Annotated in this window: 26 protein-coding genes; 10 read left to right on the forward strand and 16 right to left on the reverse strand. The window is 60.8% G+C overall.

The genetic code is table 11. The features are described 5' to 3' along the window. Window positions 1-6 precede the first annotated feature (6 nt). Entirely contained in the window at window positions 7-1293 is a 1287-nt protein-coding gene (locus POI8812_RS05690; protein ID WP_108781610.1) for a hypothetical protein, read from the reverse strand. Between the two features lie 87 nt (window positions 1294-1380). Here POI8812_RS05690 and POI8812_RS05695 point away from each other — a divergent pair, with 87 nt between their 5' ends. From POI8812_RS05695 to POI8812_RS05735, 9 genes are read left to right on the forward strand one after another with little or no spacing between them, the layout of a single operon-like run. Beyond that, window positions 1381-1731 carry a flagellar basal body protein gene (locus POI8812_RS05695; RefSeq protein WP_108781611.1) on the forward strand — a complete coding sequence of 117 codons (351 nt, stop codon included), beginning with the start codon at window positions 1381-1383 and terminating at the stop codon, window positions 1729-1731. 11 nt (window positions 1732-1742) lie between these two features. Then, window positions 1743-2132 carry a flagellar basal body rod protein FlgC gene (gene flgC, locus POI8812_RS05700; protein WP_108781612.1) on the forward strand — a complete coding sequence of 130 codons (390 nt, stop codon included), beginning with the start codon at window positions 1743-1745 and terminating at the stop codon, window positions 2130-2132. A gap of 22 nt (window positions 2133-2154) precedes the next feature. After that, complete coding sequence (gene fliE / locus POI8812_RS05705; protein WP_108781613.1) at window positions 2155-2436, forward strand: flagellar hook-basal body complex protein FliE; 282 nt, start codon at window positions 2155-2157, stop codon at window positions 2434-2436. Then, complete coding sequence (locus POI8812_RS05710) at window positions 2433-2699, forward strand: flagellar biosynthetic protein FliQ (protein ID WP_108781614.1); 267 nt, start codon at window positions 2433-2435, stop codon at window positions 2697-2699. Before fliE ends, POI8812_RS05710 begins: the two co-directional genes overlap by 4 nt. A 10-nt stretch (window positions 2700-2709) precedes the next feature. After that, entirely contained in the window at window positions 2710-3432 is a 723-nt protein-coding gene (locus tag POI8812_RS05715) for a flagellar hook-basal body complex protein (RefSeq protein ID WP_108781615.1), read from the forward strand. Between the two features lie 12 nt (window positions 3433-3444). Then, window positions 3445-4230 carry a flagellar basal-body rod protein FlgG gene (gene flgG, locus POI8812_RS05720; RefSeq protein ID WP_108781616.1) on the forward strand — a complete coding sequence of 262 codons (786 nt, stop codon included), beginning with the start codon at window positions 3445-3447 and terminating at the stop codon, window positions 4228-4230. A 41-nt stretch (window positions 4231-4271) separates the two neighbouring features. After that, a complete protein-coding gene (gene flgA / locus POI8812_RS05725; protein WP_306438841.1) occupies window positions 4272-4643 on the forward strand; it encodes a flagellar basal body P-ring formation chaperone FlgA in 372 nt (123 codons plus the stop codon). Further along, window positions 4640-5368: a flagellar basal body L-ring protein FlgH gene (gene flgH / locus POI8812_RS05730; RefSeq protein WP_108781618.1), complete on the forward strand. Its 729-nt coding sequence runs from the start codon at window positions 4640-4642 to the stop codon at window positions 5366-5368. The genes flgA and flgH overlap by 4 nt, the downstream gene beginning before the upstream one ends. A 15-nt stretch (window positions 5369-5383) precedes the next feature. Next, complete coding sequence (locus tag POI8812_RS05735) at window positions 5384-5824, forward strand: flagellar basal body-associated FliL family protein (protein ID WP_108781619.1); 441 nt, start codon at window positions 5384-5386, stop codon at window positions 5822-5824. Between the two features lie 12 nt (window positions 5825-5836). Here the strand turns inward: POI8812_RS05735 and POI8812_RS05740 are convergent, their stop codons facing one another. The 11 genes from POI8812_RS05740 to POI8812_RS05790 form a co-directional block, all read right to left on the reverse strand. Continuing rightward, complete coding sequence (locus POI8812_RS05740) at window positions 5837-6190, reverse strand: hypothetical protein (protein WP_108781620.1); 354 nt, start codon at window positions 6188-6190, stop codon at window positions 5837-5839. Further along, window positions 6187-7254 (reverse strand): EscU/YscU/HrcU family type III secretion system export apparatus switch protein, encoded by a 1068-nt coding sequence (locus tag POI8812_RS05745; RefSeq protein ID WP_108781621.1) that lies wholly within the window; start codon window positions 7252-7254, stop codon window positions 6187-6189. Before POI8812_RS05745 ends, POI8812_RS05740 begins: the two co-directional genes overlap by 4 nt. Beyond that, window positions 7251-8012, reverse strand: coding sequence for a flagellar biosynthetic protein FliR (locus POI8812_RS05750; RefSeq protein ID WP_108781622.1), 762 nt, complete (start codon window positions 8010-8012; stop codon window positions 7251-7253). The genes POI8812_RS05745 and POI8812_RS05750 overlap by 4 nt, the downstream gene beginning before the upstream one ends. Window positions 8013-8015: 3 nt before the next feature. Continuing rightward, window positions 8016-10091 (reverse strand): flagellar biosynthesis protein FlhA, encoded by a 2076-nt coding sequence (locus tag POI8812_RS05755; RefSeq protein WP_108781623.1) that lies wholly within the window; start codon window positions 10089-10091, stop codon window positions 8016-8018. Beyond that, window positions 10091-10708, reverse strand: a complete 618-nt coding sequence (locus tag POI8812_RS05760) for a transglycosylase SLT domain-containing protein (RefSeq protein ID WP_108781624.1) — start codon at window positions 10706-10708, stop codon at window positions 10091-10093. The genes POI8812_RS05755 and POI8812_RS05760 overlap by 1 nt, the downstream gene beginning before the upstream one ends. Before the next feature lie 70 nt (window positions 10709-10778). Beyond that, window positions 10779-11687, reverse strand: a complete 909-nt coding sequence (locus POI8812_RS05765) for a hydroxyacid dehydrogenase (protein ID WP_108781625.1) — start codon at window positions 11685-11687, stop codon at window positions 10779-10781. Further along, window positions 11687-12796 carry a Gfo/Idh/MocA family protein gene (locus POI8812_RS05770; protein WP_108781626.1) on the reverse strand — a complete coding sequence of 370 codons (1110 nt, stop codon included), beginning with the start codon at window positions 12794-12796 and terminating at the stop codon, window positions 11687-11689. The genes POI8812_RS05765 and POI8812_RS05770 overlap by 1 nt, the downstream gene beginning before the upstream one ends. A gap of 2 nt (window positions 12797-12798) precedes the next feature. Continuing rightward, window positions 12799-14169 (reverse strand): L-fucose/L-arabinose isomerase family protein, encoded by a 1371-nt coding sequence (locus POI8812_RS05775; protein ID WP_108781627.1) that lies wholly within the window; start codon window positions 14167-14169, stop codon window positions 12799-12801. After that, window positions 14169-15200 carry a tagatose 1,6-diphosphate aldolase gene (locus POI8812_RS05780; RefSeq protein WP_108781628.1) on the reverse strand — a complete coding sequence of 344 codons (1032 nt, stop codon included), beginning with the start codon at window positions 15198-15200 and terminating at the stop codon, window positions 14169-14171. The genes POI8812_RS05775 and POI8812_RS05780 overlap by 1 nt, the downstream gene beginning before the upstream one ends. Next, complete coding sequence (locus tag POI8812_RS05785) at window positions 15197-16078, reverse strand: PfkB family carbohydrate kinase (RefSeq protein WP_108781629.1); 882 nt, start codon at window positions 16076-16078, stop codon at window positions 15197-15199. Before POI8812_RS05785 ends, POI8812_RS05780 begins: the two co-directional genes overlap by 4 nt. After that, window positions 16071-17357 (reverse strand): cytochrome-c peroxidase, encoded by a 1287-nt coding sequence (locus POI8812_RS05790; RefSeq protein ID WP_245895288.1) that lies wholly within the window; start codon window positions 17355-17357, stop codon window positions 16071-16073. Before POI8812_RS05790 ends, POI8812_RS05785 begins: the two co-directional genes overlap by 8 nt. Window positions 17358-17453: 96 nt before the next feature. Between POI8812_RS05790 and POI8812_RS05795 the strand changes: the two genes are divergently transcribed. Next, entirely contained in the window at window positions 17454-17900 is a 447-nt protein-coding gene (locus tag POI8812_RS05795) for a tetratricopeptide repeat protein (RefSeq protein WP_108782479.1), read from the forward strand. A gap of 72 nt (window positions 17901-17972) precedes the next feature. Here POI8812_RS05795 and POI8812_RS05800 read toward each other — a convergent pair whose 3' ends face one another. The 4 genes from POI8812_RS05800 to POI8812_RS05815 all read right to left on the reverse strand — a co-directional run bounded on the left by POI8812_RS05800 (window position 17973) and on the right by POI8812_RS05815 (window position 22033). Beyond that, window positions 17973-19028, reverse strand: a complete 1056-nt coding sequence (locus POI8812_RS05800; protein ID WP_108781630.1) for a TRAP transporter substrate-binding protein — start codon at window positions 19026-19028, stop codon at window positions 17973-17975. Window positions 19029-19092: 64 nt separating this feature from the next. Continuing rightward, on the reverse strand, window positions 19093-20577 hold the full coding sequence (locus tag POI8812_RS05805) for a TRAP transporter large permease (protein ID WP_108781631.1): 1485 nt from the start codon (window positions 20575-20577) through the stop codon (window positions 19093-19095). Then, a complete protein-coding gene (locus POI8812_RS05810; protein ID WP_245895289.1) occupies window positions 20577-21167 on the reverse strand; it encodes a TRAP transporter small permease in 591 nt (196 codons plus the stop codon). The genes POI8812_RS05805 and POI8812_RS05810 overlap by 1 nt, the downstream gene beginning before the upstream one ends. A gap of 107 nt (window positions 21168-21274) precedes the next feature. Continuing rightward, window positions 21275-22033 (reverse strand): DeoR/GlpR family DNA-binding transcription regulator, encoded by a 759-nt coding sequence (locus POI8812_RS05815; protein WP_108781632.1) that lies wholly within the window; start codon window positions 22031-22033, stop codon window positions 21275-21277. Window positions 22034-22054 lie beyond the last annotated feature (21 nt).

Consider the following 22054-nt stretch of genomic DNA (forward strand, 5'->3'; position numbering starts at 1 on the left):
CTAGGGTCAGTCGCCCAGACAGGAGGTGAGCTCGCGCATGAGCGCTTCTGCACTGCGGTTGTCGGTAGAGTGCAGAATGCGCTCTACTCTTTCGACGACAGCTATGATTGCGTCCTCCGTTGGGTTAGCGCCAACCTCCGATAGACCCGCCGAGATAAGGTCTGAATGCGCCCGAGCCCGCAGCTGCATATTGCGAATTTTTGTGATCGTATCCATCCATGCCGGATCGACCGCGTCAGGCAGCGCGCGGCTGACAGAGTGTTGCAGGTCGATTGCGGGGAACTTGCCCTGTTGTGCGAGTGCCGGGTCCAAGATGATATGGCCATCCAAAGTTGCGCGAGCGGCATCTGGAACCATCCCCTGTAAGTCGCCATTGGTTGCGAGGACCGTGAAAATTGCGGTGATGGAGCCTTCGTTTGCGGGCCTGCATCGCTCCACAATACGGGCGATGTCGCTCGACAAAGTTGCAGTGTAGCCCCCGGCGCCCATCGGTGCGCCGGCTGCGAGATCCGTATCTCGGCAGGCATCCGCGTAGCGGGAGAGCGAGTCTGCCAGTAGAAGAACGCTTCTGCCCGTGTTTCGAAGCGTTTCCGCAGCTCTCAGCGCCACATGCAGCGCCCGGCGCCGCAACGCAGGCGCATCCTGGGACGTGCTCACCACACAAATGGAACGGGCGCGGATATCGTCGGGGAGTTGGGCCAACATCTGATCGGCCTCGTGCGCACGCTCTCCAATCAGAGCGATCACGACCGCATCGGCCTCTGAGCGCTGTGCGATATGTTGGAGCAGAGTGGTCTTGCCGACGCCGGGGCCGGCAAAAAGGCCGATTCGTTGCCCTACGGTCAGCGGCAACATCGTGTCGATCATCGGTATTCCCGTTGTAAATCGAGCGACATTAGCAGCCGGTGTGTCGGCTTTGACCTTGCATTTCGATGGACGCGTTGGCGCGGCCCAATCTGGTGACGAAGCCGCCGTTTCTCGCCCAATCCCATCGAACCGTTTGCCCAGCCAGGATGCGTCAGGCCTTACATTATCCAGGGCTGACAAGCGCACATCCCCGGCCAGCATCTCTTCTGTAACATCCTGATAGGGAACGCATTTCAGTTCCTCGTCAGTGATTGAAATGACCTCGGCAAACCCCCCACCGGCAAGTTTGAGCAGCGCGCCGGGGGGCACGGCAAGGCCAAGGCCGGTGACCGAAATCTCGTTAGAGGTTGCCCCGCTGATGCGACCGATCGGGGTGAGAAGTGACAGCTGCCTGACGGCCGCAAGACGGCTTTCGATGGACGACATTTGAATCGGCTCCCATGGCGGACGATTACGTTTTGTTCACATGTGCCGGGTTAAGCCTCCGTTGAGATCAGGAGGGAGAAGCCCCCAATGAGCCATGAGACTTCAATGCTCGGTGTGTCGAGCGCGCTGGTGCGGCATTCCGCACTGCGCCAGTCAATCCTTGCGCAAAATATCGCGAATGCAGACACGCCCGGATTCCGCGCTCGGGATGTGAGTGCCTTCACGCTGGAGAGTGTCGCACAGCGGCCGACGCTAGGCCCACGGGCTGCAGCAGAAACGCTGTTCATCAGCGGGATCGCAAGCCCGGATGGCAATTCCGTAACTCTCGAAGATCAGATGATCCGGTCAGCTGATACGCGACGCGCTCATGATCTGGGAACGACACTCTTTCGCAAATCAATTGACCTGCTGCGCCTCGGTCTTGGCCGCACTCGGTAAGGAGCACGATCATGAGTGATTTCAACGCATCTATGGCAAGCTCTGCCAGTGGCATGGTGGCCCAAACCTCTCGGCTCAGGCTGAGTGCTGAGAATATCGCAAATGCCGACACACCGGGATATCGCGCCAAACAGATGCAATTCCAGCTTCAAACGGGTGCGGATGGTGCGCTGAGGGTTCTGCCCGGCCGGGTCGAGTTGAGTTCGCTCGACGGGGAACGGACCTACCAACCTGGGCATCCGATGGCCGATGCGGAGGGCTATTTCGTTGGTTCCAACGTCAATCTGGCCACCGAAATCGCCAACGCACGGGAAGCGCAACGCTCATATGAAGCCAATCTGCGGATGTTTGATCAAGCGCGCCAGATGGCATCGTCCCTGATCGGCCTGCTGCGCCGCTAACCATCCTTAGAAGGAGGATCACATGGAACTTCAATCCACACTTGCCAGTCGTGCCTATGCCGCGACGCCGGATGCGACGCCTTCCGTCGCACAGGCAGAGGGCGGCTTTGGCGCCCTCGCACGGGAAACCGTCGCCACAATCCAGGCCGGTGAACAGGCGGCCATCGGCGCGATGACCGGCGGCGTCGATGCCCATGCCATGGTCGAGGCGCTTGCAGCGACAGAGCTTGCAGTCGAGACCGCCGTGACCTTGCGAGATCGCGTGGTCGAGGCCTATCAGGAAATCCTGCGGATGCCGGTATGAGTGAGGGGACGGTCCTTGACGTCGTGCGCGCCGGACTTTGGGCCGCTCTCGTTCTTTCGCTGCCCATTCTGGCTGCTGCATTGATCTCTGGCTTGGTGATCGGCCTGTTCCAGGCACTGACCTCGATCCAAGAGATGACGCTGACATTCGTACCGAAGCTGGCGGCGATCCTCGTCGTGTTCTGGGCGACGATGGGCTTCTCGGCGCGCACGCTGATCGAGTTGTGGGACGGCACGATCCTGCCCCTGATCCGATCGCATTGAGGAGATTGTCATGGACGTCACATCCCACGTAACGCTGTCACGTCAGCAGGGTCTTTCGCGTGAGCTGGATACGATTGCCAACAACATCGCGAATATGGCGACCTCTGGTTACCGGCGTGAAGGCATTGTTTTTTCAGAACATGTCCGAGGGTCAGAGGATGGACCATCGGTGTCTTTCGGTCATGCGCGTGCCCGGTTTCAGGACGATTTGCCCGGTCAACTCACACCGACCGGCGGCGCGCTGGATCTTGCGGTGCGGGGTGAGGGCTATTTTCAGCTTGAGACGGGCAATGGGCGGTATCTGACCCGTGCGGGCGCTTTCATGCTTGATGCGACGGGGCAGGTTGTCAGCCCCTCGGGTGGCCGTCTTCTCGACGAGGCCGGGATCGCAGTTGTTGTCCCGCCCGGTGCGGGTGACATCCACATCGCCAATGACGGCACCCTGACGGCAGGAGGGGAGCCTTTTGCCCGCATTGGGCTCTATGCGCCCGCTCCGGGGGCTGAATTCATCCGCACCGATGGCGTTGCGTTCCAGTCGGACCAACCCTTCATCGCCGTGCCAGACGGTGAGGTGGCGCAGGGATTTGTTGAGGGTTCGAACGTGTCTCCAGTGTGGGAGATGACGCGCATGATTGAGGTGCAGCGAGCCTATGAATTCAACCAGTCCCTGCTCGACCGGGAGGATGACCGCATTCGCAACGTCATCCGGACACTTGGCCAGGCCACATCTTGAGGAGTTTTTGATATGAGAGCACTTTCCATCGCGGCCACCGGTATGGACGCCCAGCAGATGCGGGTTGAGGTCATTTCAAACAACCTCGCGAATATGAGCACGACTGCCTACAACGCGCGCCGGGCAGAATTTGCGGATTTGCACTACCAGCAGATACAGCGCGCAGGCACGATCAGTGCAGCTGATGGCAGCCTGCTTCCGACCGGCGTTCAGCTGGGGCTTGGCGTCAGGGCGTCGTCCATCACGATGGAGATCGAGCAGGGTTCTCTGGCACAGACCGGTGGCGATCTTGACCTGGCGATCGAGGGGCAGGGCTTTATCGAAGTTGAGCTGCCGGGGGGGGCTGCGGGCTATACCCGCGATGGCGCGCTCAAGCGATCAGGTGAAGGGCAAATCGTCACGTCCGACGGCTATCCGGTGGTGCCTGACATCACAATCCCAGAGGAGGCGCGGGCGATTTCGATCAACGCACAAGGCGAGGTCTGGGTCTATTTTGCGGATCAGGTCGAACCGCAGTTAATGGGGCAAATCACACTTGCCGATTTCCCCAACGAGATGGGACTTGAGGCGCTGGGCGGAAACCTGTTTGCAGAGACCGAGGCGTCTGGCGCACCGAATGTCGGCGAGCCGGGTGAGGATGGGCGCGGCACGTTCCGGCAGGGGTATCTGGAGGAAAGCTCCGTCGATCCTGTGCGGCAGATGACGCAGTTGATCGAGGCGCAGCGCGGGTATGAGTTGAATGCCAAGGTGATTACGGCAGCCGACCAAATGCTTGGCGCAACGACACAAATCCGATGATCCGTACGTTTTTGATCCTTTGCCTCTTTGCGGAGGGTGTCTTGGCACAGACAGTTGTTCCATTGCGGGCGATCCGGGCCGAGAGCTCGATTGGCCCGGGCGATGTCGGATTGGACGATGTGCGTGTGCCCGGTGCGGTCGCGCGGTTGGAGGACGTCATTGGGCGCGAGGCCAGGACGACTCTTTACCCCGGTCGCCCCATCGCGCCCGGCGATCTGGCGGAGCCGGCAGTTGTTGAGCGCAATCAAGTCGTCGCGATGCGGTATCTGGCAGGCGGGCTGAGCATCGCGGCAGAGGGCCGTGTCCTCTCACGGGCCCGTCCTGGCGAGCGCATTCAGGTCATGAACCTGCAATCGCGCAACACCGTTTGGGGTGTCGTGACGGAGCATGGCGTCGTTGAGGTCGGTCGATGAGGGCGCTCTGTCTTTTGCCCATGATTGCCGCAGGTTGCGCCAGCAGTCCGATCGGTCAGCCGCCGCCGGTCACCCCGGTCGACGCGCCCGTCCTTGAGGTGGTGACCGATATCTCGCCCGAGAGGTTGGCCATCGCGGAGGCTGAGACCCGTCCCGATCCGGTTGCTCTATTGCGTGAACCATCTCTCTGGCGGTCTGGTCCTGACTCTCTGTTCGGTGACAGGCGGGCGCAGGCGCTGGGTGACATCCTGACCGTTGTGATCGAAATCGATGAAGAGGCGGAAATCCGCAACGCGACGGATCGGAGCCGGACCGGGGATCAGGGCGTCAGCCTGCCCAGTCTGTTCGGCTTTGAGCGGGATTTGGAGGACGGCAACATCCCGACAGCCCCCTTGCTGTCGACAAGTTCAAATTCCGGCTCAGCGGGCAGCGGAACGACCCGGCGCAACGAGCGCATCACCTTGCGGATTGCCGCCACCATCGTTGATGTTTTGCCAAATGGGCACCTCGTTGTGATGGGATCCCAAGAGGTGCGGGTGAATTTCGAACTGCGCGATTTGCAGGTGGCAGGGATTGTGCGGCCTGAGGATATCTCCCGCCGCAACGAGATCACATATGACAAGATCGCTGGTGCGCGCATTGTATATGGCGGTCGCGGTCAGATTACCGATCTGCAACAGCCCCGCTATGGCCAACAGATCCTAGATCAGATCCTGCCATTTTGATGATGGAGTGTGCTGATGCGCTTTCTGCTTTTTCTTGTTTGCCTTGTGATCGGTCTGGGGGCGGGGGGGGCTGGTGCCTATTTTCTAACGCGGACGTCCCCTGTCGTCGCGGCCGGACCGCAGGATGAGTCAGATGCCGCCTTCGCAGATCTCGGCTCACAATTCGTGGTGCCGTTGACACGAGGCGGCACGTTGACCGGTGTAGTTGCTGTCAGCTTGGCCGTGCAGCTGAAACCCGGCAAAGAGGAAGAGTTTGAAGTGATGGAGCCCCGCTTGCGCGATGTCTATCTTGAGGTTCTGTTCCGCCACGGGGCCTCTGGTGGCTTTGATGGCGACTTTGCGACGAGCCAGGCTATGGCCGACCTGCGCACCGCGCTCGACCGGGTGACACAGGACCGCCTGTCCGATATCGCCGAACGCGTTCTCATCACCAGCCTGGCGCGGCAGGACTACTGAAACCCAACAAAGCTAGGGGATTTGCCGCAGTAGCGTGCGGCGCTGTTCGTCCGCCGCAATGGCAGCCTGCCGCGCAGCCCGCCGTTCGGCCGCGACGGATTTTCTGTGCAAGGCAACAAGTCTGTCCTGCCCATCTGCCAGATCGGCCTTTGCATCGGCAAGCTCTCGCAGCAAATGGGCCTTCCGAGCGAGGCGCCAACGATCCCATTGCGCACGCGCGACAACATCGCCGTCCGCGACGCTGACCTCGCACTGTGCAATCTTGTCGTTGAGTGCATCAATCATTGCGCGCTTCGGCGCCAATGCCGCAGCGGCAGCTTCGTACCGGTTTCGGTGAAGGTCGGCGACCATCTTGTGATCCGTCATGAGGAGCGGCTCACGGCGCGGATGGTATCAGCGAAACGGATGGCGGCTGCCACCGCGCGGTAGAGGTCTTCGGGGACTTCCTCCCCCAACTTGGTGCTGGCAAAGAGCGCGCGCGTCGCAGGAACATCCCGATGCAGGGGAATACCATGCTCGGCCGCGATGTCTCTGATCCGGGCTGCCATTTCACCCTGGCCTTTGGCCACGCAGACCGGTGCGCCGCCACCGTCCCGATCCCATTTCAGGGCAACGGCGAAATCTGTGGGATTGACCATCACGACATCCGCATCCTGCATGTCGGTCAACATCTGGTTTCCGGCGATATCCTGTGCGCGCTGGCGGCGCTGCCCTTTTATGTGCGGGTCGCCCTCGCCCTCTTTGGTTTCGTCGCGCAATTCCTGATGGGTCATCCGCAGTTTGCGCCGGTGGTCAAAGCGCTGCCAAAGGTAGTCGAGTACCGCGATGGCGAAGGATATGGCGGTCACAATAATGAGAATATCGACAATGATTTGCCCCAGCACGACGACAACCGCCGACCGCTCGGCCCGGGCGAGACCCGCGATCAGATCAATTTGCCCAATCAGGTAAACGCTGACCGCGACAGAGACGACGATCAGCTTCACCGTGCTTTTTGCAAAATTGAACAGTCCTGTTGCTCCGAATTTCTGACCGGCACCCTGAACCGGATCAATGCGAGACAGTTTCGGCAGGATCGCTTTCGCGGAGATTGCGATGCCCCTTCGGGCCACGAGACCGGCCAGCACAATAAGCGCGGGTACAGCGAAAAACGGCGTCAGCGCACTCAATCCGACGCCGAGCGCGGATCCAGCATGCGCAAGCTCCATCATTTGGTCGGGAGAAGATATAAAGGCCCGCAGAGCGATGCCGAAACCGTCAACGAGACTGTCCCCGAACAGGGCAAGTGTCAGGGTCAGGCCAAGATAGGCGAGGAACGCATCCACATCCGGGCTGCGTTCGATATTGCCTTCGTCCCGCGCCGTTTGCAGGCGACGATCCGTTGGGTCATGGGATTTTTCACCCGAACTTTCCTGCTCCCCACCGCTCATGGCGCAAGGCCCAGCGGCGCGGTAAGCTGGTCCTGCAGCACCTCGTGCCACGCGGTCAGCAGCGCCGGTGCGCTGAGCATCAGTAGGGCGATGCCACCGCCGGTAATGGCAGGCGCGCCGACGAAGGCAACCATCAGCTGTGGCATAGCGCGATTGATCGCCCCCAAGGCCAGGTTATAGGCGAGGCCAGCTACAAGAAATGGCGCGGAAAGTGTGAAGCCCAGCTGAAAGGCGCGTGCGACATGCGACAGGCCCCATTCCGCAACCGCGTCGCCGCCGGGCATGATACCCGCAGGTACAAACCGATAGCTGAGGACGATCGCTTCCACCACGCGCAGGTGCAGACCCGCCGCCAGCGCCAGGGTTATGCCTGCCAGTACCAGGATGTTGCCCATCGCAGGCAGTGGATCCGGTGTCGCGCCCGCGCCGAGGATCTGGGCGATAGATGTGCTTTGCGCCGCGATTGAGCCAGCGAATTGCAAGGCCATAACCAGCAGACGCAGGCCGAGGCCGATGAGAACACCAACGGCGATCTCGGCCCCCAACACAGCAAGCGAAATACTCAGCTGCGGCATTGGGATCAGTGGCGCAGTGATCATGGTGAATGAAAGGGCTACGGCGATGCGCACGCGGGCCGGGATGCCCTGACCGCCAAATCCGGGCAATAGCGCTGCGATCGCTGCGACGCGCGCAAAGACCAGGATGCCAAGCGCCAGCCCATCTTGCAGCGCGGCGAAGGTGATGACCGCGGTTTCCACAGGTCACGCCGTGCCGAGCAGGGCGGGCTGGCGGGCGCTTCCGATCTCATCATAGGACAGGACCGGGTTGGGTATGCCTTTCGCGCGCATGACGGTCTGGATGAATCGCCGTCGCCGTGTTGGTGTGACGATGGCTGGAGAGCGGCCAGCCTCAGCCGCCTTGTTGATCTGGGTTCGGATGCTGGCCGCAAGGCGATTGAACTCCTCCGGCGGTAGGGCAACATCGCCAATGCCACCGTCACCTGCAATCTGGTGTTCGGCAAACAACGCCTCCCACGCTGCACCTAGTTGGATGAAGGGTAATGTGCCATCCTCTTCCTTGACTTCGGCGACGAGTTGAAAGCCCAGCCGGTGGCGCACGTGTTCGGCGAGAATGTCCGGCGGTGTAGTGGCGGGGCCAGCCTCGGTCAGCGCTTCGAGGATCAGCGGCAGGTTGCGGATCGACACCCGTTCTTCCAGCAACAGGCGCAGGACCGTCTGCAACACCTCCATCGAAACCCGATCCGGCACATAATCATCGAGCATACGGCGATTTGCGGCAGCCCGGACCGGATCAGACGGCTCCACGAACGCGTCGAGCACCTTGCGTAGGGCGCGGCGGGTGAACAGGCGACCGAAAGACTCTTTGATGGTCTCCATTAGATGGGTGGCAATGACCTCTGCCGGGGCCACAACAGTGTGCGATCCCAGCATGGCCTCCGCTTCATGTGCGCGGTCGATCCAGCGGGCAGGGGCCCCGTAGACAGGCTCCTCCACATCTTCGCCGGGTGGCAGGGCCGCGTCTGACGCTCCTTTCAGGACCAGGACGTGATGATGTTTCAGGGTCCAACTGCCTGTCTGGACACCTTGAATGCGGATTGCATATTGCCCCGAGGGCAAGGCCGCGCTGTCTGTCAGTCGGATCTCTGGCAGGATCAGGCCAAACGTCTCTGCGATATGGTTGCGCATGTTGGAAATGCGGGCGTCCAGACCAGAGGTCGCATCGAGAACAACGCTGACAAGGTCTGGCGCCACCTCGACATGAATTTCATCAAGGTCGAGAATGTCGCCAAGGTTCGGTGTTGTCGGTTCAGGGTCAACTGGCGACGCATCCTTTGCCGGTGTATTCAACGCATCCCTGTGGGCGAACCAGGCCGCAGTGCCCAGCAGAGCGGCCCCCAGAACAAAGGGGATGAAGGGCAACCCCGGCACCAGTGCGAAGAGCGCCATAAGTGCGGCCACCGTGCCAAGCGCAACTGGAAAGCCACCCAGTTGCGACAGAAGTGCCTTGTCCGCCGATCCGGCCTGTCCGCCCTTGGACAGGAGCAGCGCGGTCGCGATCGAGATGATGACAGCCGGGATCTGGCTGACCAGACCATCGCCGACAGTGAGAATAGCATAGGTCTCAAACGCTTCGCCCGCAGGCATGCCGTGAACAAACAGGCCGATGCAAAGCCCCATCACAAGGTTGAGCAGGGTGATCAGAAGCCCAGCAATCGCATCGCCCTTCACGAACTTTGATACGCCATCAAGCGATCCGAAGAACGTCGTTTCTTCCAGTTCCAGCTTGCGCCGGGCTGTCGCCTCCTGATGACTGAGGGCGCCTGCGGCCATGTCGGCGTCGATGGCGAGCTGCCTGCCCGGCATGCCGTCGAGTGCGAAGCGGGCGCCAACTTCCGCCATGCGTCCTGCGCCCTTGGTGATGACGATGAAATTCACGATCAACAGCACGCCGAACACGACGAGACCCAGAAAGACCGATCCGCCCATCACGAACATGGCGAAGCCTTCAATGACGCCGCCGGCTGCATCGGTGCCTGTGTGCCCCTCACCGATGATGAGCTTGGTTGACGAGACGTTCAGCGACAAGCGCAGCATCAGACTGGCCAGTAGGATCGTTGGAAAGGCAGAGAAATCGAGCGGCCGATTGATGAACAGCGTGTTGGTAAAGATCAGGATGGCGAGTGCGAAACTGGCCGCAAGGCCGAGGTCGAGGATGATTGCGGGCATCGGCAGGATCATCATTACGATGATCGCCATCAGTGCCAGCGTGAGCAGGGCCGTTGGGTGATAGAGCCGCTTGAGGTCGAAACCAGCCATCACGTCCCTCCACCAAACAGAGGGCCACGTGCGCGCGTCAAAAGTGGGCCGCGGGCCTGTCGCAGGCCGAAAACGCGGGGGGGCTCCATCATTTCAACTTCGGCCAACGGGCCCAGAGAGGCGCGTATTTCGGCAAACCGCGCGGCATATCGGGTGGCGTATTCGGGAGTGCCGGAGTGATATCGACCTGCTGCGCGGGTCCAGTCCCCAAAGGCCTCGTAATGCCCACGTAGATAGCGTGCGGCATAGTCGGCATTGCGATCCGGGTCGAACATCGTTTCGAGATCGGGGAAGTTTTCCCCGTGCCAGCGCCAGTTCAGCTGGAAACAGCCAACGTCGTAGCTGCGCGCGCCGCGAGCATGGTGCGGTGCGATGAAGGCCAGTGCTGCGCCAAGGTCATCAAACCAATGGCCCGCGCCCTCCATATTCACGGTCCAGGGCCAAGGTGAAAATTGACCGTCTGCTCGCCGTCCTGTTTCGGTCAGGGTGATGGCGCGCATCACGTCACGCGGAATATCGTGACGCTGCGCGGCCAGATCTGCTGCACGCAGGCAAATATCGGATGCCAGTGCTGGCAGCGCCGACATCACAAGGGCCATTAGGACGCGTGGGACCATGAGCGGATTCTCCTGCTCGGGAACGGAACCCGAACAGGACTAGCCGCGAAGGCTTAACGGAACGTTGCGCCTATCCGCGCAAATGTTTGGCGACTGTTTCCGCCGTGAGGGCCGAGACGCGGACGTTGCTCTGTTCTGTTACCCCGGCAATATGCGCGGTGAGGATCAGCTTCGGCACATCGGAGAAGGGATTTTGCGCGCCCAGCGGTTCCTTGTCGAACACGTCCAGCGCAGCTCCGCCCAAGCGGCCGTGGCGCAGTGCGTCGGCCACAGCCGCCTCGTCGAGAACCCCACCGCGCGCAGCATTGATCAGCACCGCGTCCGGCTTCATCAGGGTGAGATTTGCGGTGTTCAGCAGATTTCGGGTGCCGTCCGTCAATGGTACGTGAAGAGAGACGACATCCGCACGGCTCAGCACATCTTCGAGCGGCAGTATTTCGGCATCGGTCGCAGTTTCGACAAAGGGATCATATGCGATGATATGCATACCGAGCGCGCGGGCGCGGCTCGCGGTTTCCTTTGCGATTGCGCCATAACCGATGAGGCCAAGGGTCAGACCGCCAATCTCTCGCCCGATCATTGCCTGACGCGGCCAGCTTCCGGCGGCCACCTGATCAGACCCGTAATAGGCCCCGCGCAATAGGACCATTGCAGTGCCGATCACGTATTCTGCGACACTTGCATCATTTGCGCCCGTTGCCGGGAACACGGCAATGTCCCGTGCAGAGCATGCGTCCACATCAATATTGTCGAGGCCGACGCCCAGCCGTCCGATGCAGTTGAGCGCGGTGCCAGCCTCAAGAAGGGCGCCGCGTACTTGTGTTCGGTTGCGCACGATCAGGGCGCGGGCGCCGGTGAGAAGCGCGGGAATCTCTTCCTGCCGATCCGCAAGTGTTGGATCATAGTGGACATCAAACTCCGCGCGCAGGCTGTCCACCGCAGCATCGTCCATGAATTCGGAAATGACGATATCGGCCATCACGCGGCTCCCTGCAGGTGGGTGAGATTGAGTTCAACAGGCATGCCGGTGCGCACGGACTCCTCGGCTGCTGCACCAACCGCCACGGCAATCAGTCCATCGCGAACCGACACTTCAGGTTGGCCCCCATTGCGGATCATGTCAGCGAATTTCTGGTGCTGGAAGAAAGTCGAACCGTGGTGGTCGCCCGCGGCCAGAATGCTCTCATCCACATGGATTTCGTGGATCTCCTCCTGCTTCGTTCCGCGGTTGGCGATCACGAACTGAGAGGCACGCTCCTTACCGCCCGGTGCAAAACGGGCGGGGCCTGGGATTTTTGCGTCCAGCCTGGCAAGATTGCCGGTGGCTGAGATCACTTCCTGCCAATAGGACCCTTCGGCGAACATGCACAGGTCCAGCATTGCACGCGCACCCCCGGCGAATTCGACCAAAACATAGGCGAAATCGAGAATGTCCGGCGTCTTTCCATCAACAACCTCATCGGCATGGTTCACGCCACCCGCGCCCGACGCGTAGACGCGGACCGGTTCGTCCTTCAGGATCAGGCGCATCAGGTCGAAGAAGTGACAGCATTTCTCGACCAGGGTTCCGCCGGTTTGCGCATTGAAACGGTTCCAGTGTTTGACCTTGTCAAGGAACGGGAAGCGGTGTTCGCGGATGGAGAGCATGCGCAATTGACCCGCCCGGCCATCGCTGACCTCTTCAATCAGCCGGGCGACGGGGGGCATGTAGCGATATTCCATCGCGACCCAAACCGGGGCCTTGCGGGGCAGGGCGGCGGCTGCGATCTCCTCACACTCGGCCTGCGTGACGCCCAGCGGTTTTTCACACAAGATCGGCAGGTCAGTCTTAAGGCAGTCCATCATGATCGGATGATGGAGGTGATTGGGCGCCACGATGACAAGCGCGTCGAGCTCCCCGTCCGCCAACATCTCCTGATGGGTAAAGTAGGTGCGGATGTTGCCGCCCGCCTGGCGCGCTGCACTCATCAGCATGTCGCGATCTGGGTCGGCAAGGGCCACGACCTTCGCATCATCAAGCAATTGAATGTTGCGGATATGCTCATGGCCCATCATGCCAGAGCCGATAATGCCGTAACGGAGTATCATCTTCAGATTTCCAGAAGGGGCAGGTCGAGTGTCGCTGCCAGTTGTCGAAGGGCGGGCCGGTGATCGCCATAGGCCAGCGCCATATGATGTTCGAGGCCTGAGGCGATCACGCGGTCGAGTACAGCGCCCGCATCGTCATCAAAACGCACCACACCAGAGGTTCCGGTATAGGCCATCGGACGCTTGAGCATTTCGCCATGGCTCAGGATCATCTTGGTTTGACCATGAGCCTGGCTCAGACGCACAAAGGTGACTTCACCGGGCTTCAGCGCAAACTCGTAGAGCAGCGGCATCTTGCGGTTCGTGTGGATCGTCGCGTCGGCCTGACCCTCTGCCATGGAGATTGGGGCCTGCCCGCAATGCCAGACGACCCCGGTATTGTCGGACAAATCCATGTCAACGAGATCGACGAGGAAAACCGCCTCGCCCGACACTTCCTGCAACATCATCTGCGTGACCGCGCCATAGACATCGGCCTCGCAGGCGCAGGGCACGCGAGCCTCGCCCAGCATGGAGACGGGACCACAGACCGCGCCGCCATATTCGGTGAAGGTCTCGGGCCAGCAGCGAATAGCGAAGGCGTCGAACTTGCGATCCGCGCGGATCTTATCGAGGGCGAGCTTTAGGCGAAGGGATTTATCCAATTCGTCCTGATTGACGTCATCGAGCCCGGTCAGAGTGTCCTCAGCCTCAACTTTCAAGGCCGCAGCCGCATCAGCGTCAGCGTCTCGGGCCGCGTCGAACAAGGTGTCGAGTTCCAGCGCTTCGACCTGCACACCGGTCAGGCTTTCCAATGTGTCGGCGTCATATCTGCAGGTGTCAAATCCATCCGGGCGCGCACCGATCCGGCCGATGCGTTTGCCGCGCAGGGCGGCGGCGACGTCGGACGGGGCGGTCTGTGGTGCCGGGGTTGCGTCAAGCTTGCCCGACATGCGCCGCCCGGCCAGCAGGTCATCCAATTCGGTCGTGACGGTGGCCGCGTCGGCATAGAGCCAGCCGAAGGAGCGTGTGTTCAGGCCGAGCGCATGGCTCGCCAGGTTGAGACCGCAAAACGCGTTGAGACGCAGTCGCCCGCCAAGGCGCGGCTCCGGTACAGCCCATATCGAAAGTGGCGTATCGGGAAAGGCATTTGCTGCGGCAACAGTCATCGATGCGTCGGTGAAGGTCACCTGCAACAGCAGGAGATGGTCGATGTCTGCGGATGCAAGCTCGGACATCGCGTCCCTGGTCGCGTTTGCATCGAACAACAGACCGCGAGGCCCAACAACCTCGTTCGGACCGGCATCGAGGCTGGCCAGCATTGCCTCCAACTTTTCTTCCGCAAAGGGGACATCAAAGGTTGGTCGCCCCAGCGGCAATATTCCGACGCGCATCAGATATCCCCGTAATCATGGCGGAAGGATGCATCTGCGGGGGCAAAGCTGTTGCCGCCGGTCGCAAAGCAAGGATGTGCATGCCAGGGCGTCGCCTGTGCTTCTGTCAGGGCGTTCAGATCGCGCATATAGGCCACAGCTTCGCCATTCAGATCAGCACGCATCTTGTCCCAGTCCGGGTAGTGCCCGAACGCATCCAGCCAGATGGCGCGGCCTGCCAGAAAACCCGATGCTCCGGCACGATAGGCGTGGGCGAGCACATTACGGAATTCTGGCTTTCCGGCACCTGCGCTCAGCATAACCCAAGGACGGCCTGCGAGGCGGCCCATCTCGTTGAAGATCGCCTGCACCTCGGCGTCCTCACCTTCGGGCACATCGCCTGCATTGACCGGGCTTTCCAGCTTGAAGACGTCGACGCCGTAGTCAGGCTTTGCGAATTCCTCGACCGACTTCAGAACATCGTCGGCCTTCTTGCCCTGCATCTCGATATAGTCCGTCGTCTGATGCGCATCGGCGGCGAGGGGATAAACCAGAAGTTCGAACAGGAACGGAATGTCGTATTTCGCGCAGGCCTCACCGATACGCTTGGTGAAGTCCTGCTGGGCGCGGTTCACGTTATCGCTTGCATCGGGGCGATACCAGGCAAGCACCTTGACCGCGTCGCCACCCATGCGGCGGATCTTGCCGACGCTCCAATCGTCGATCTGCGATGAGAGACGGCCGCCCGGAGTTTCCTCGAACAAGCTATTCTCAAGCGTCACGATCAGCCCCTTTGCCGGATCATAGTGATCCAGACCCATCGGAATGGCATAGTGTGGATCGAGCAGCATGGCAGAGCTCTCGCCCTGCAACGTCTCGATCAGCAACGTTTTGAAGCGGGCCACATCCTCCCACGGGGCCTCGGCGGTGCCATGGTGTTTGGCAATCGGGCCCTTGATCGGCGGGCGCTGATCCACGGCTGTCATCTTGAACAGACCGGATGCATCCGCCATGCGGCGCATCCCCCACAGCTTGCCGGGGGTAAGGTTCATTGGTTTCTCTCCTTGAGAAAATCTTCGGTTTCGTCGCGATCGGGGGCGCCTAAGCGCCCGCCGGGTCGCGTGCATTTCAAGGCTGCTGCGGCATTGGCAAATCGGATGGCGCCATCCACAGACATCATTTCGGCAAGGCCCAGCGTGAACGCGCCGTGCCAGACATCGCCTGCGCCCAGTGTGTCGACCACGTCGACCTCAAAGGCCGGGACATGTCCGATCTCTCCTTCATGGCACCAGGTCACACCGTGCGCGCCATCGGTTACACAGACCCACCCCCCGTGGCGGCGGGCGACCTCGGCCAAAGCGGCCTCAGTCTCCAGCCCGGGCATGTAGTCGTCGAGACCCTGTCGGGAAAACGCGATATGGGATGCGTAGGTGAGCGCTTCGGGCACAATCGGGGCCTCTGCGTCCATCACCCCCGGCACGCCGAGCGCGCGCGCGCGGATCATCGCCTCAACAGCGGCTTCGGGCCACCTTGTATCGGCAAGGGCCGCGTCAAACGGCGCTTCCGGCCAATCGGGCAATTGGGCCAGATTTTCGCCGCGGAAACTGACGATCTGACGCTCCCCATTTGGCAGAACATAGATGGACGAATAGGCCGAGCGGCCCTGGGTCGTCATATTGATCAACCCGGTCGCGACTTTTTCCAGTTGCAGTCCCGCCACGATCATTTGCCCAACCGGATCATCGGCAAGCCTGGCCGCGATCCGCGCCCGCGCGCCCAGACGGGAGATGGCGACCGCAGCGTTTGCTGCGCAGCCGCCGCCAACGATTTGCGCGTTGCGCGCGCGGTATTTGTCCATGCGTGAGGGCAATTCATCGACCTCGAACAGGAAATCGACCGTAGCCGATCCAGCGATCAGGATATCAGTCATTGCGCACCTCGACGGGCAAGCCCGACGGCACCGTCTCGGGGCGCCCCAGACGGCCCGTCAATGCGGTGTCGCCCGTCAGGCCTTGCAGAAACGCGACCACATCGGCCACTTGTGCATCGGTGAGGCTGCGTTCCTCGATGTCGATCGCGCGTGAAAGCCGCGCCCGTTCGCGCCGGTCCTGGAAACTGACAAAATCAATCTCTGCAAGCCATTCGACCTCCGGCAAGGCCACATCCGCTGGCTGCCAAGCCTCAAAGCTTTCAACCGGAGACAGGTGGTGGCGTACGATCCCCTCAATTGTGTCGTAGGCGCCATTGTGCCCATAAGGGCCGGTGAGGGCGACGTTGCGCAGCTGTGGCGTTCGGAAGCGGTAGGCGTCCTCCAGTACGTCCGTTTCCGCCATGCGGCCCAGATCGCGGGAATATGGATCGAAGCGCCGCGTGCGACCCGGTCCGAAATGGGGCAGGGCGAGCGCGTGGAATTCTTGGTCGGACAGCAGCGGACCCTTGTGGCAGTCAGAACAACCCGCTTCGCCAAAGAACAGCTCCATGCCTGATTGTTGCTGGGCGGTCAGCGCGGTCGTGTCCCCGGCAAGGAAGCGGTCATAAGCGCTGTCATGGCTGCGCCATTCAGACGTGATGAATGCAGCAATGGCGTTTGCAACCTCCACGATGGTCACATCATCGGCCGTGTCGACCTCTTCAAATGCGGCCACAAACATCTCTCCATATTCCGGGATCGTGCGCACGTTGAAGGCGATGATGGGCCAGGGGTAGTCAATGCGCTCATAGGCGCGGCCTGCGATCTCGTTCTCTTCAGGACTGCCCGCCATCTCCACTTCGGAGACGATGGGAAACAGCGCCTGTGCGGCGACAATGTTGTCGAGGCCGAGTGGCAGCCATTCCTCAGCCGGAGAGTTGAAGCCGTTCTGATAGAGGTCGGACACCGACAGCCGGCCATCGTGGAACAGCAGCTCGATTGAGGTGTGGCCGAGGTTGAAGAGCGCAGGTGCGTTCCGCGGCACCCGCTTCTCGATGGGTGTGTCGAGGCTGGCAACGCGATCAGCCCCCAGCCCCTCGCCGCCCTCGCCAATCCCCAATGGCAGGCCATCGCCCCCGGCAAGATCGTGATGGTGGCATGTTCCGCAGGAGATATTGCGGTTGCCCGACAGGATCGGATCATAAAATAAGAGCCGCCCAATTTCCGCCTGCGCCTCATCAAAGGGGACATAGTCGGTTGGATCAATCGCCTCCTGCGCAAAAGCAGCTCCGGTGCTCAAGATCAGTGTTGAGACCACGCGACGCACACGGCAGGCTGCAGGCAACAGATATTGGAGACCACGATGAGAATTTTGAGCCTTACGCTGGCGGGCGCCATGCTCTTCACCCCGGCGGCCCAAGCGGATGTCGAGCACGCGCGCGACCTGATGGAGGAAGGTCGGTTCGAGGAGGCGATGGCGGAATTTCTGCCGGCGGCCCGATCCGGCAACGCCGATGCCGAAGAGTGGATCGGCATCATGTATGCGATGGGTCTGGGTGTGGAGCGTGACGATGTGCGCGCCTTCGATTGGTATCTGCGCAGCGCCATGAAGGGGCACCCCGGTGCCCAATCCGGCGTCGGCTGGTACTACGAGATCGGTCGCGGCATGCCCGAACCCGATCTTGTGCGCGCCTATATGTGGTACGTTCTCAGCGCCATTGGCGGTGATCCGGACGCGGCGATCTCTCTGGAAGAAGTTGTGAAGAAAATGACGCGGGAACAAATCGATCAGGCCTTGGTAATGGTCGAAGACTATCGGGCGTGGCTCTACCCGTTTCGGTAAACGGGGCGACCCGAAGGCCGCCCCGCAGATGGATCATCCGGGCCGCCGAACGGCCCGGTTTCATCCCTCGGATCAGTTGAGGTCAGCCTCGTAAGACGCGTCGATATCCGCCTCTGCTTCGGCTACGGCCTCACGCAGCGCGCCGAGGATTTCCGGGCCGCCTTCCACGTTCTCTTCGAACCAGGTGTAGACGGGCTGTGCTGCTTCAGCGAAGGCCGCTGCTTCTTCCGGTGTCGGGACGTAGAGATCGCCGCCACCTTCAACAAACTCAGCATAGGCGTCGATGGATTTACGCTTCGGTGAGGCGAAGGTTGCCTGCTGCAGCGCATAGAAGCCGTCGACGACAACGCGGCGCATGTCTTCGGGCATGGACATGAAGGTCTCGTTCGACATGAACCACAGCGCACCCATATAGGCGTGGCGATCCAGCGTCACATATTGCAGACCCGCATCGGGGAAGCGCATGCCCATGATGTCGGTGATGCCGTTCTTGGACCCTTCGACAACGCCAGTCTGGAAGGAGGTGAACAGCTCAGGCCACGGAATCGGGGTCGGGGACGCGCCAAGGGCCGTCACCAGCTCCTGCGGCAGTTCCGCCACAACGGTGCGGATCTTCAGGCCTTCCATGTCCTCGGGGTTCTGAATGCGGCGCTGGGTGTTGGCGAAGTTGCGCCAGCCACCGGTGTTGCCGATGGTCATCAGACGGATGGTGTTGTCGCTGTCCGCCAGCGCCATATCGCGCATGGTGCGTACGAAGTCGCCCTGCATCACATGCTCCGCCACGCGGTCATCGCGCATCAGGTAGGGCAGATCGAGCACCTGCACGTAGGGGAACAGCGACGCCGCGCCGCCCGACGTGGAGATATAGACGTCGATGGAGCCGTCTGCGACGCCCTGAAGACACTCGTCCCCGGTGGAGCAGAGCTGCGTGCCGATGAACAGTTCAACTTCGATGGCACCGTTGGAGGCCGCTTCAACGTAATCCTTGAAGACGATCAGACCGTCATAGTCTTCGTCATTCTCGTTGGAGTTGGCCGTCGCGCGGATCGTGAATTCCTGCGCTGTGGCCGAAATCGCGGTGCCTGCCAGCATCGTCGCCAGCATTGCCGCCTTCATCATGGTTTTCATTGAGGGGTTCCTCCTTGTTGAGACCCGGATTTTTGTTGTGGGCCGGTTTTATGAATGTCTTGCGTCAGTTGGCAAAGCCGGTGAGACGCGGAATGGTCATTGAAATCGCAGGGACATAGGTGATCAGGAAGATCACAGCGATCTCCACCGCCAGGAAGGGCAGGATCGCCTTCGAGATTGTCTCGACCCTCTCGCCTGAGACCGAACTCGCAACGAAGAGCACCAGTCCCATGGGCGGTGTCGCGAGGCCCACGGTCAGGTTCACCGACATGATGATTGCGAAGTGGATGCTGTCGACGCCCAGATCAGTGAAGATCGGGCCCAGGATCGGGCCGAGAATGATGATCGCGGGCCCTGCATCCAGGAACATGCCGACGATGAACAAAAGCAGGTTGATCAGGAACAACAGCGTCAGCGGGTTGTCGGACAGGCCCAGCATGAAGGCGGCCAGAGTCTCTGGCGTGTGGGAAAGGCTCACCACCGTCTTGAAGGCCATTGCCGCGCCAACCAGCAACAGCACGACAGCCGAGGTCATGGCCGCGCGGCGCAGAACATCGGGCAGGTCCCGAATGGTCATGGATTTCAGCAGCATCAGCGAAATCACCGCTGCGTAAGCGACCGCAATCGCGCCTGCTTCTGTCGGCGTAAACACTCCGCCCAGAATGCCGCCAAGGATGATGATCGGCGTCTGCAATGGCACAACTGCGCGCTTGTAGACCGTGCGGGCTTCCTCGCTCATCGATTTGCGGGCGCGGAAGAAGATACCCTCGCTCAACAGCAGGAAGACAACAAACAGGACCCAACCGTTGATCGCGGGCAGGGTCACTGCAAATCCGATCAGCGCCCAAATAATGTAGAGTACGCCAGCCATGTTGATACGGGCCAGCACACGGGCGATCAGGTTTTCCACAGGGCCGATCGTGCGGTCGGCCTTCACAATGCGCTCTGCCTTGGGCAAGTCATATTTGTCCGCCATCAGGCGCACGACCAACATCAGACCCGCACCGATCAAAATACCGGGCACAATGCCTGCCAGGAACAAGGCGGCGACGCTCTCACCCATGACGTAGGCATAGATGATCATGATCCCTGACGGCGGAATGATTGGCCCGATGACGGAGGATGCGGCGGTTACGGCCGCTGCGAATTTGCGGCTATAGCCGTTCTTTTCCATCGCCGGGATCAGCATCGAGCCAAGGGCTGAGGTGTCCGCGACGGCAGAGCCGGACAGGCCCGCAAACAGGATCGAAGATAGAATGTTCACATGTGCCAGCCCGCCGCGCAGGTGGCCCATCAGGGCCTGACTGAACTCGACCAGGCGCAGCGTAATGCCACCGCGGTTCATCATCTCGCCCGCCAACATGAAGAACGGGATCGCCATCAGCGGGAAGGAGTTCATGCCTTGGTAAACGTTGCGGTAGAGCAGCGCGATGTCCCGCTCCTGCCCGTTGAGCCAGAGCAGAAAGCCCGGTGCGAACAGCAGCGCGAAAAAGACCGGCAAGCCAACCAGCAGAAGGATCAGAAAGAGTGGGAGAAACCAGACCAGCATTATTCAGCTCCCACTGGCATTTCGGCCCCGTCATGAGGCAGTTTCGCGTCGGGCATCGTCATCGCGACGAGTGTGCGCAGGACCAGCTCGACATTGATCACGAACAGCATGATCACGCAGACAAAGAGGCTGGAAAACATCCAGTTGTTCTGAAAGCGGATCCGCTCCCCGCCAAACAGATCGAGCGGGATACGAAGAGAGGCAGAATTGCCGCGCCCAACAAAACTGAACACGTGGTCGTAGCCAAGTGTGACAGCTGTCCACAACACGATGGTGCTGATTACCAGCAGGATCAGCAATCCAATCGAGGCCAGCACCTTTGGCAGCATGCGCAGTAGCATATCAATGCTGACAAACCCGCCCCAGCGATAAGCCGATGGGGCAATGAACGCGGTCATCCATAGCATCAGGAAACGCGCGGCTTCTTCCGACCAATTCGGCGCAGAGTTGAACACGTAGCGCATGATAACCTGATAGAGGATGATCAGAACCATCAGCCCCAACGCCATCCAGGCGAGGGCACGGCCGACGCTTAAGATCGCACTGTTGACGGTCATCAGTATGCGCAACGGCGCCAGCAGAGTGTTCAAGATGTTTCTCCCCGGCCCGAGGGCCAAACGGTCTCCGCACTCTTTTGGCGCGGTTTGGTTTCAAATCGTTGGCGAAGCGAAACCACCTGTCAAGGAAAACTGTCCGTTCAGGCCAGTTTGATCGCGACGTCGCTGTCCTCGCAAATCGCGCGGATCGCATCAGGTGGAGTCCCGTCCGAGACGAGAGTGTGTACCTGTGAGACGCGTCCGACGAAGACTGGCGCGCTCTGCCCGAACTTCGTCTGATCGACCCCCAGAATAACATGGCGCGCCGTCTCCATGATCGCTGCCGCAACTTGTGCTTCGCGCAAATCATGGTCGAGAAGGTCGCCATTCGGGGCAATTGCAGCGGCGCCGATCAGGGCATAATCCACGCGAAACTGCCGGATGAAGCTCACGGCCTGTTCACCCACAATGGCGCCGTCACTGTCGCGAACGCCGCCGCCCGCAATCAAAACCTGAACGCCTGCCATGGCCCGTAAGTTGTTGGCAACATTTACGTTATCACAAATGACGCGTAGTCCCGAATGTTGGCCAAGCGCCATAGCAGCTTCTTCGGTGGTGGTGCCGACATTGATGAACACTGTTGCATTGTCCGGGATCAGCTGCGCGATTGTTGCGCCGATCCGGGCCTTCTGCCGGGCGGCGACCAGCTTGCGATGTTCATAGCGGATATAGTCTTGCCCCGGTGCACGCACGGCGCCACCATGAAACCGGACGGCACGCCCCATTTGCTCAAGCTGGCGCAGGTCTTTGCGGATCGTCTGCGGCGTTGTCTCGAACCGCTGCACCATATCCGCGACGAGGACGCGCCCCTGTGAATTCAGGAGTGAGAGCAGATCACGCTGTCGCTGTGTGAGGGTCATGAGAGCCTTGAAACGATTCGC

The sequence above is a fragment of the Pontivivens insulae genome (genome assembly GCF_900302495.1).
GTDB lineage: Bacteria > Pseudomonadota > Alphaproteobacteria > Rhodobacterales > Rhodobacteraceae > Pontivivens > Pontivivens insulae.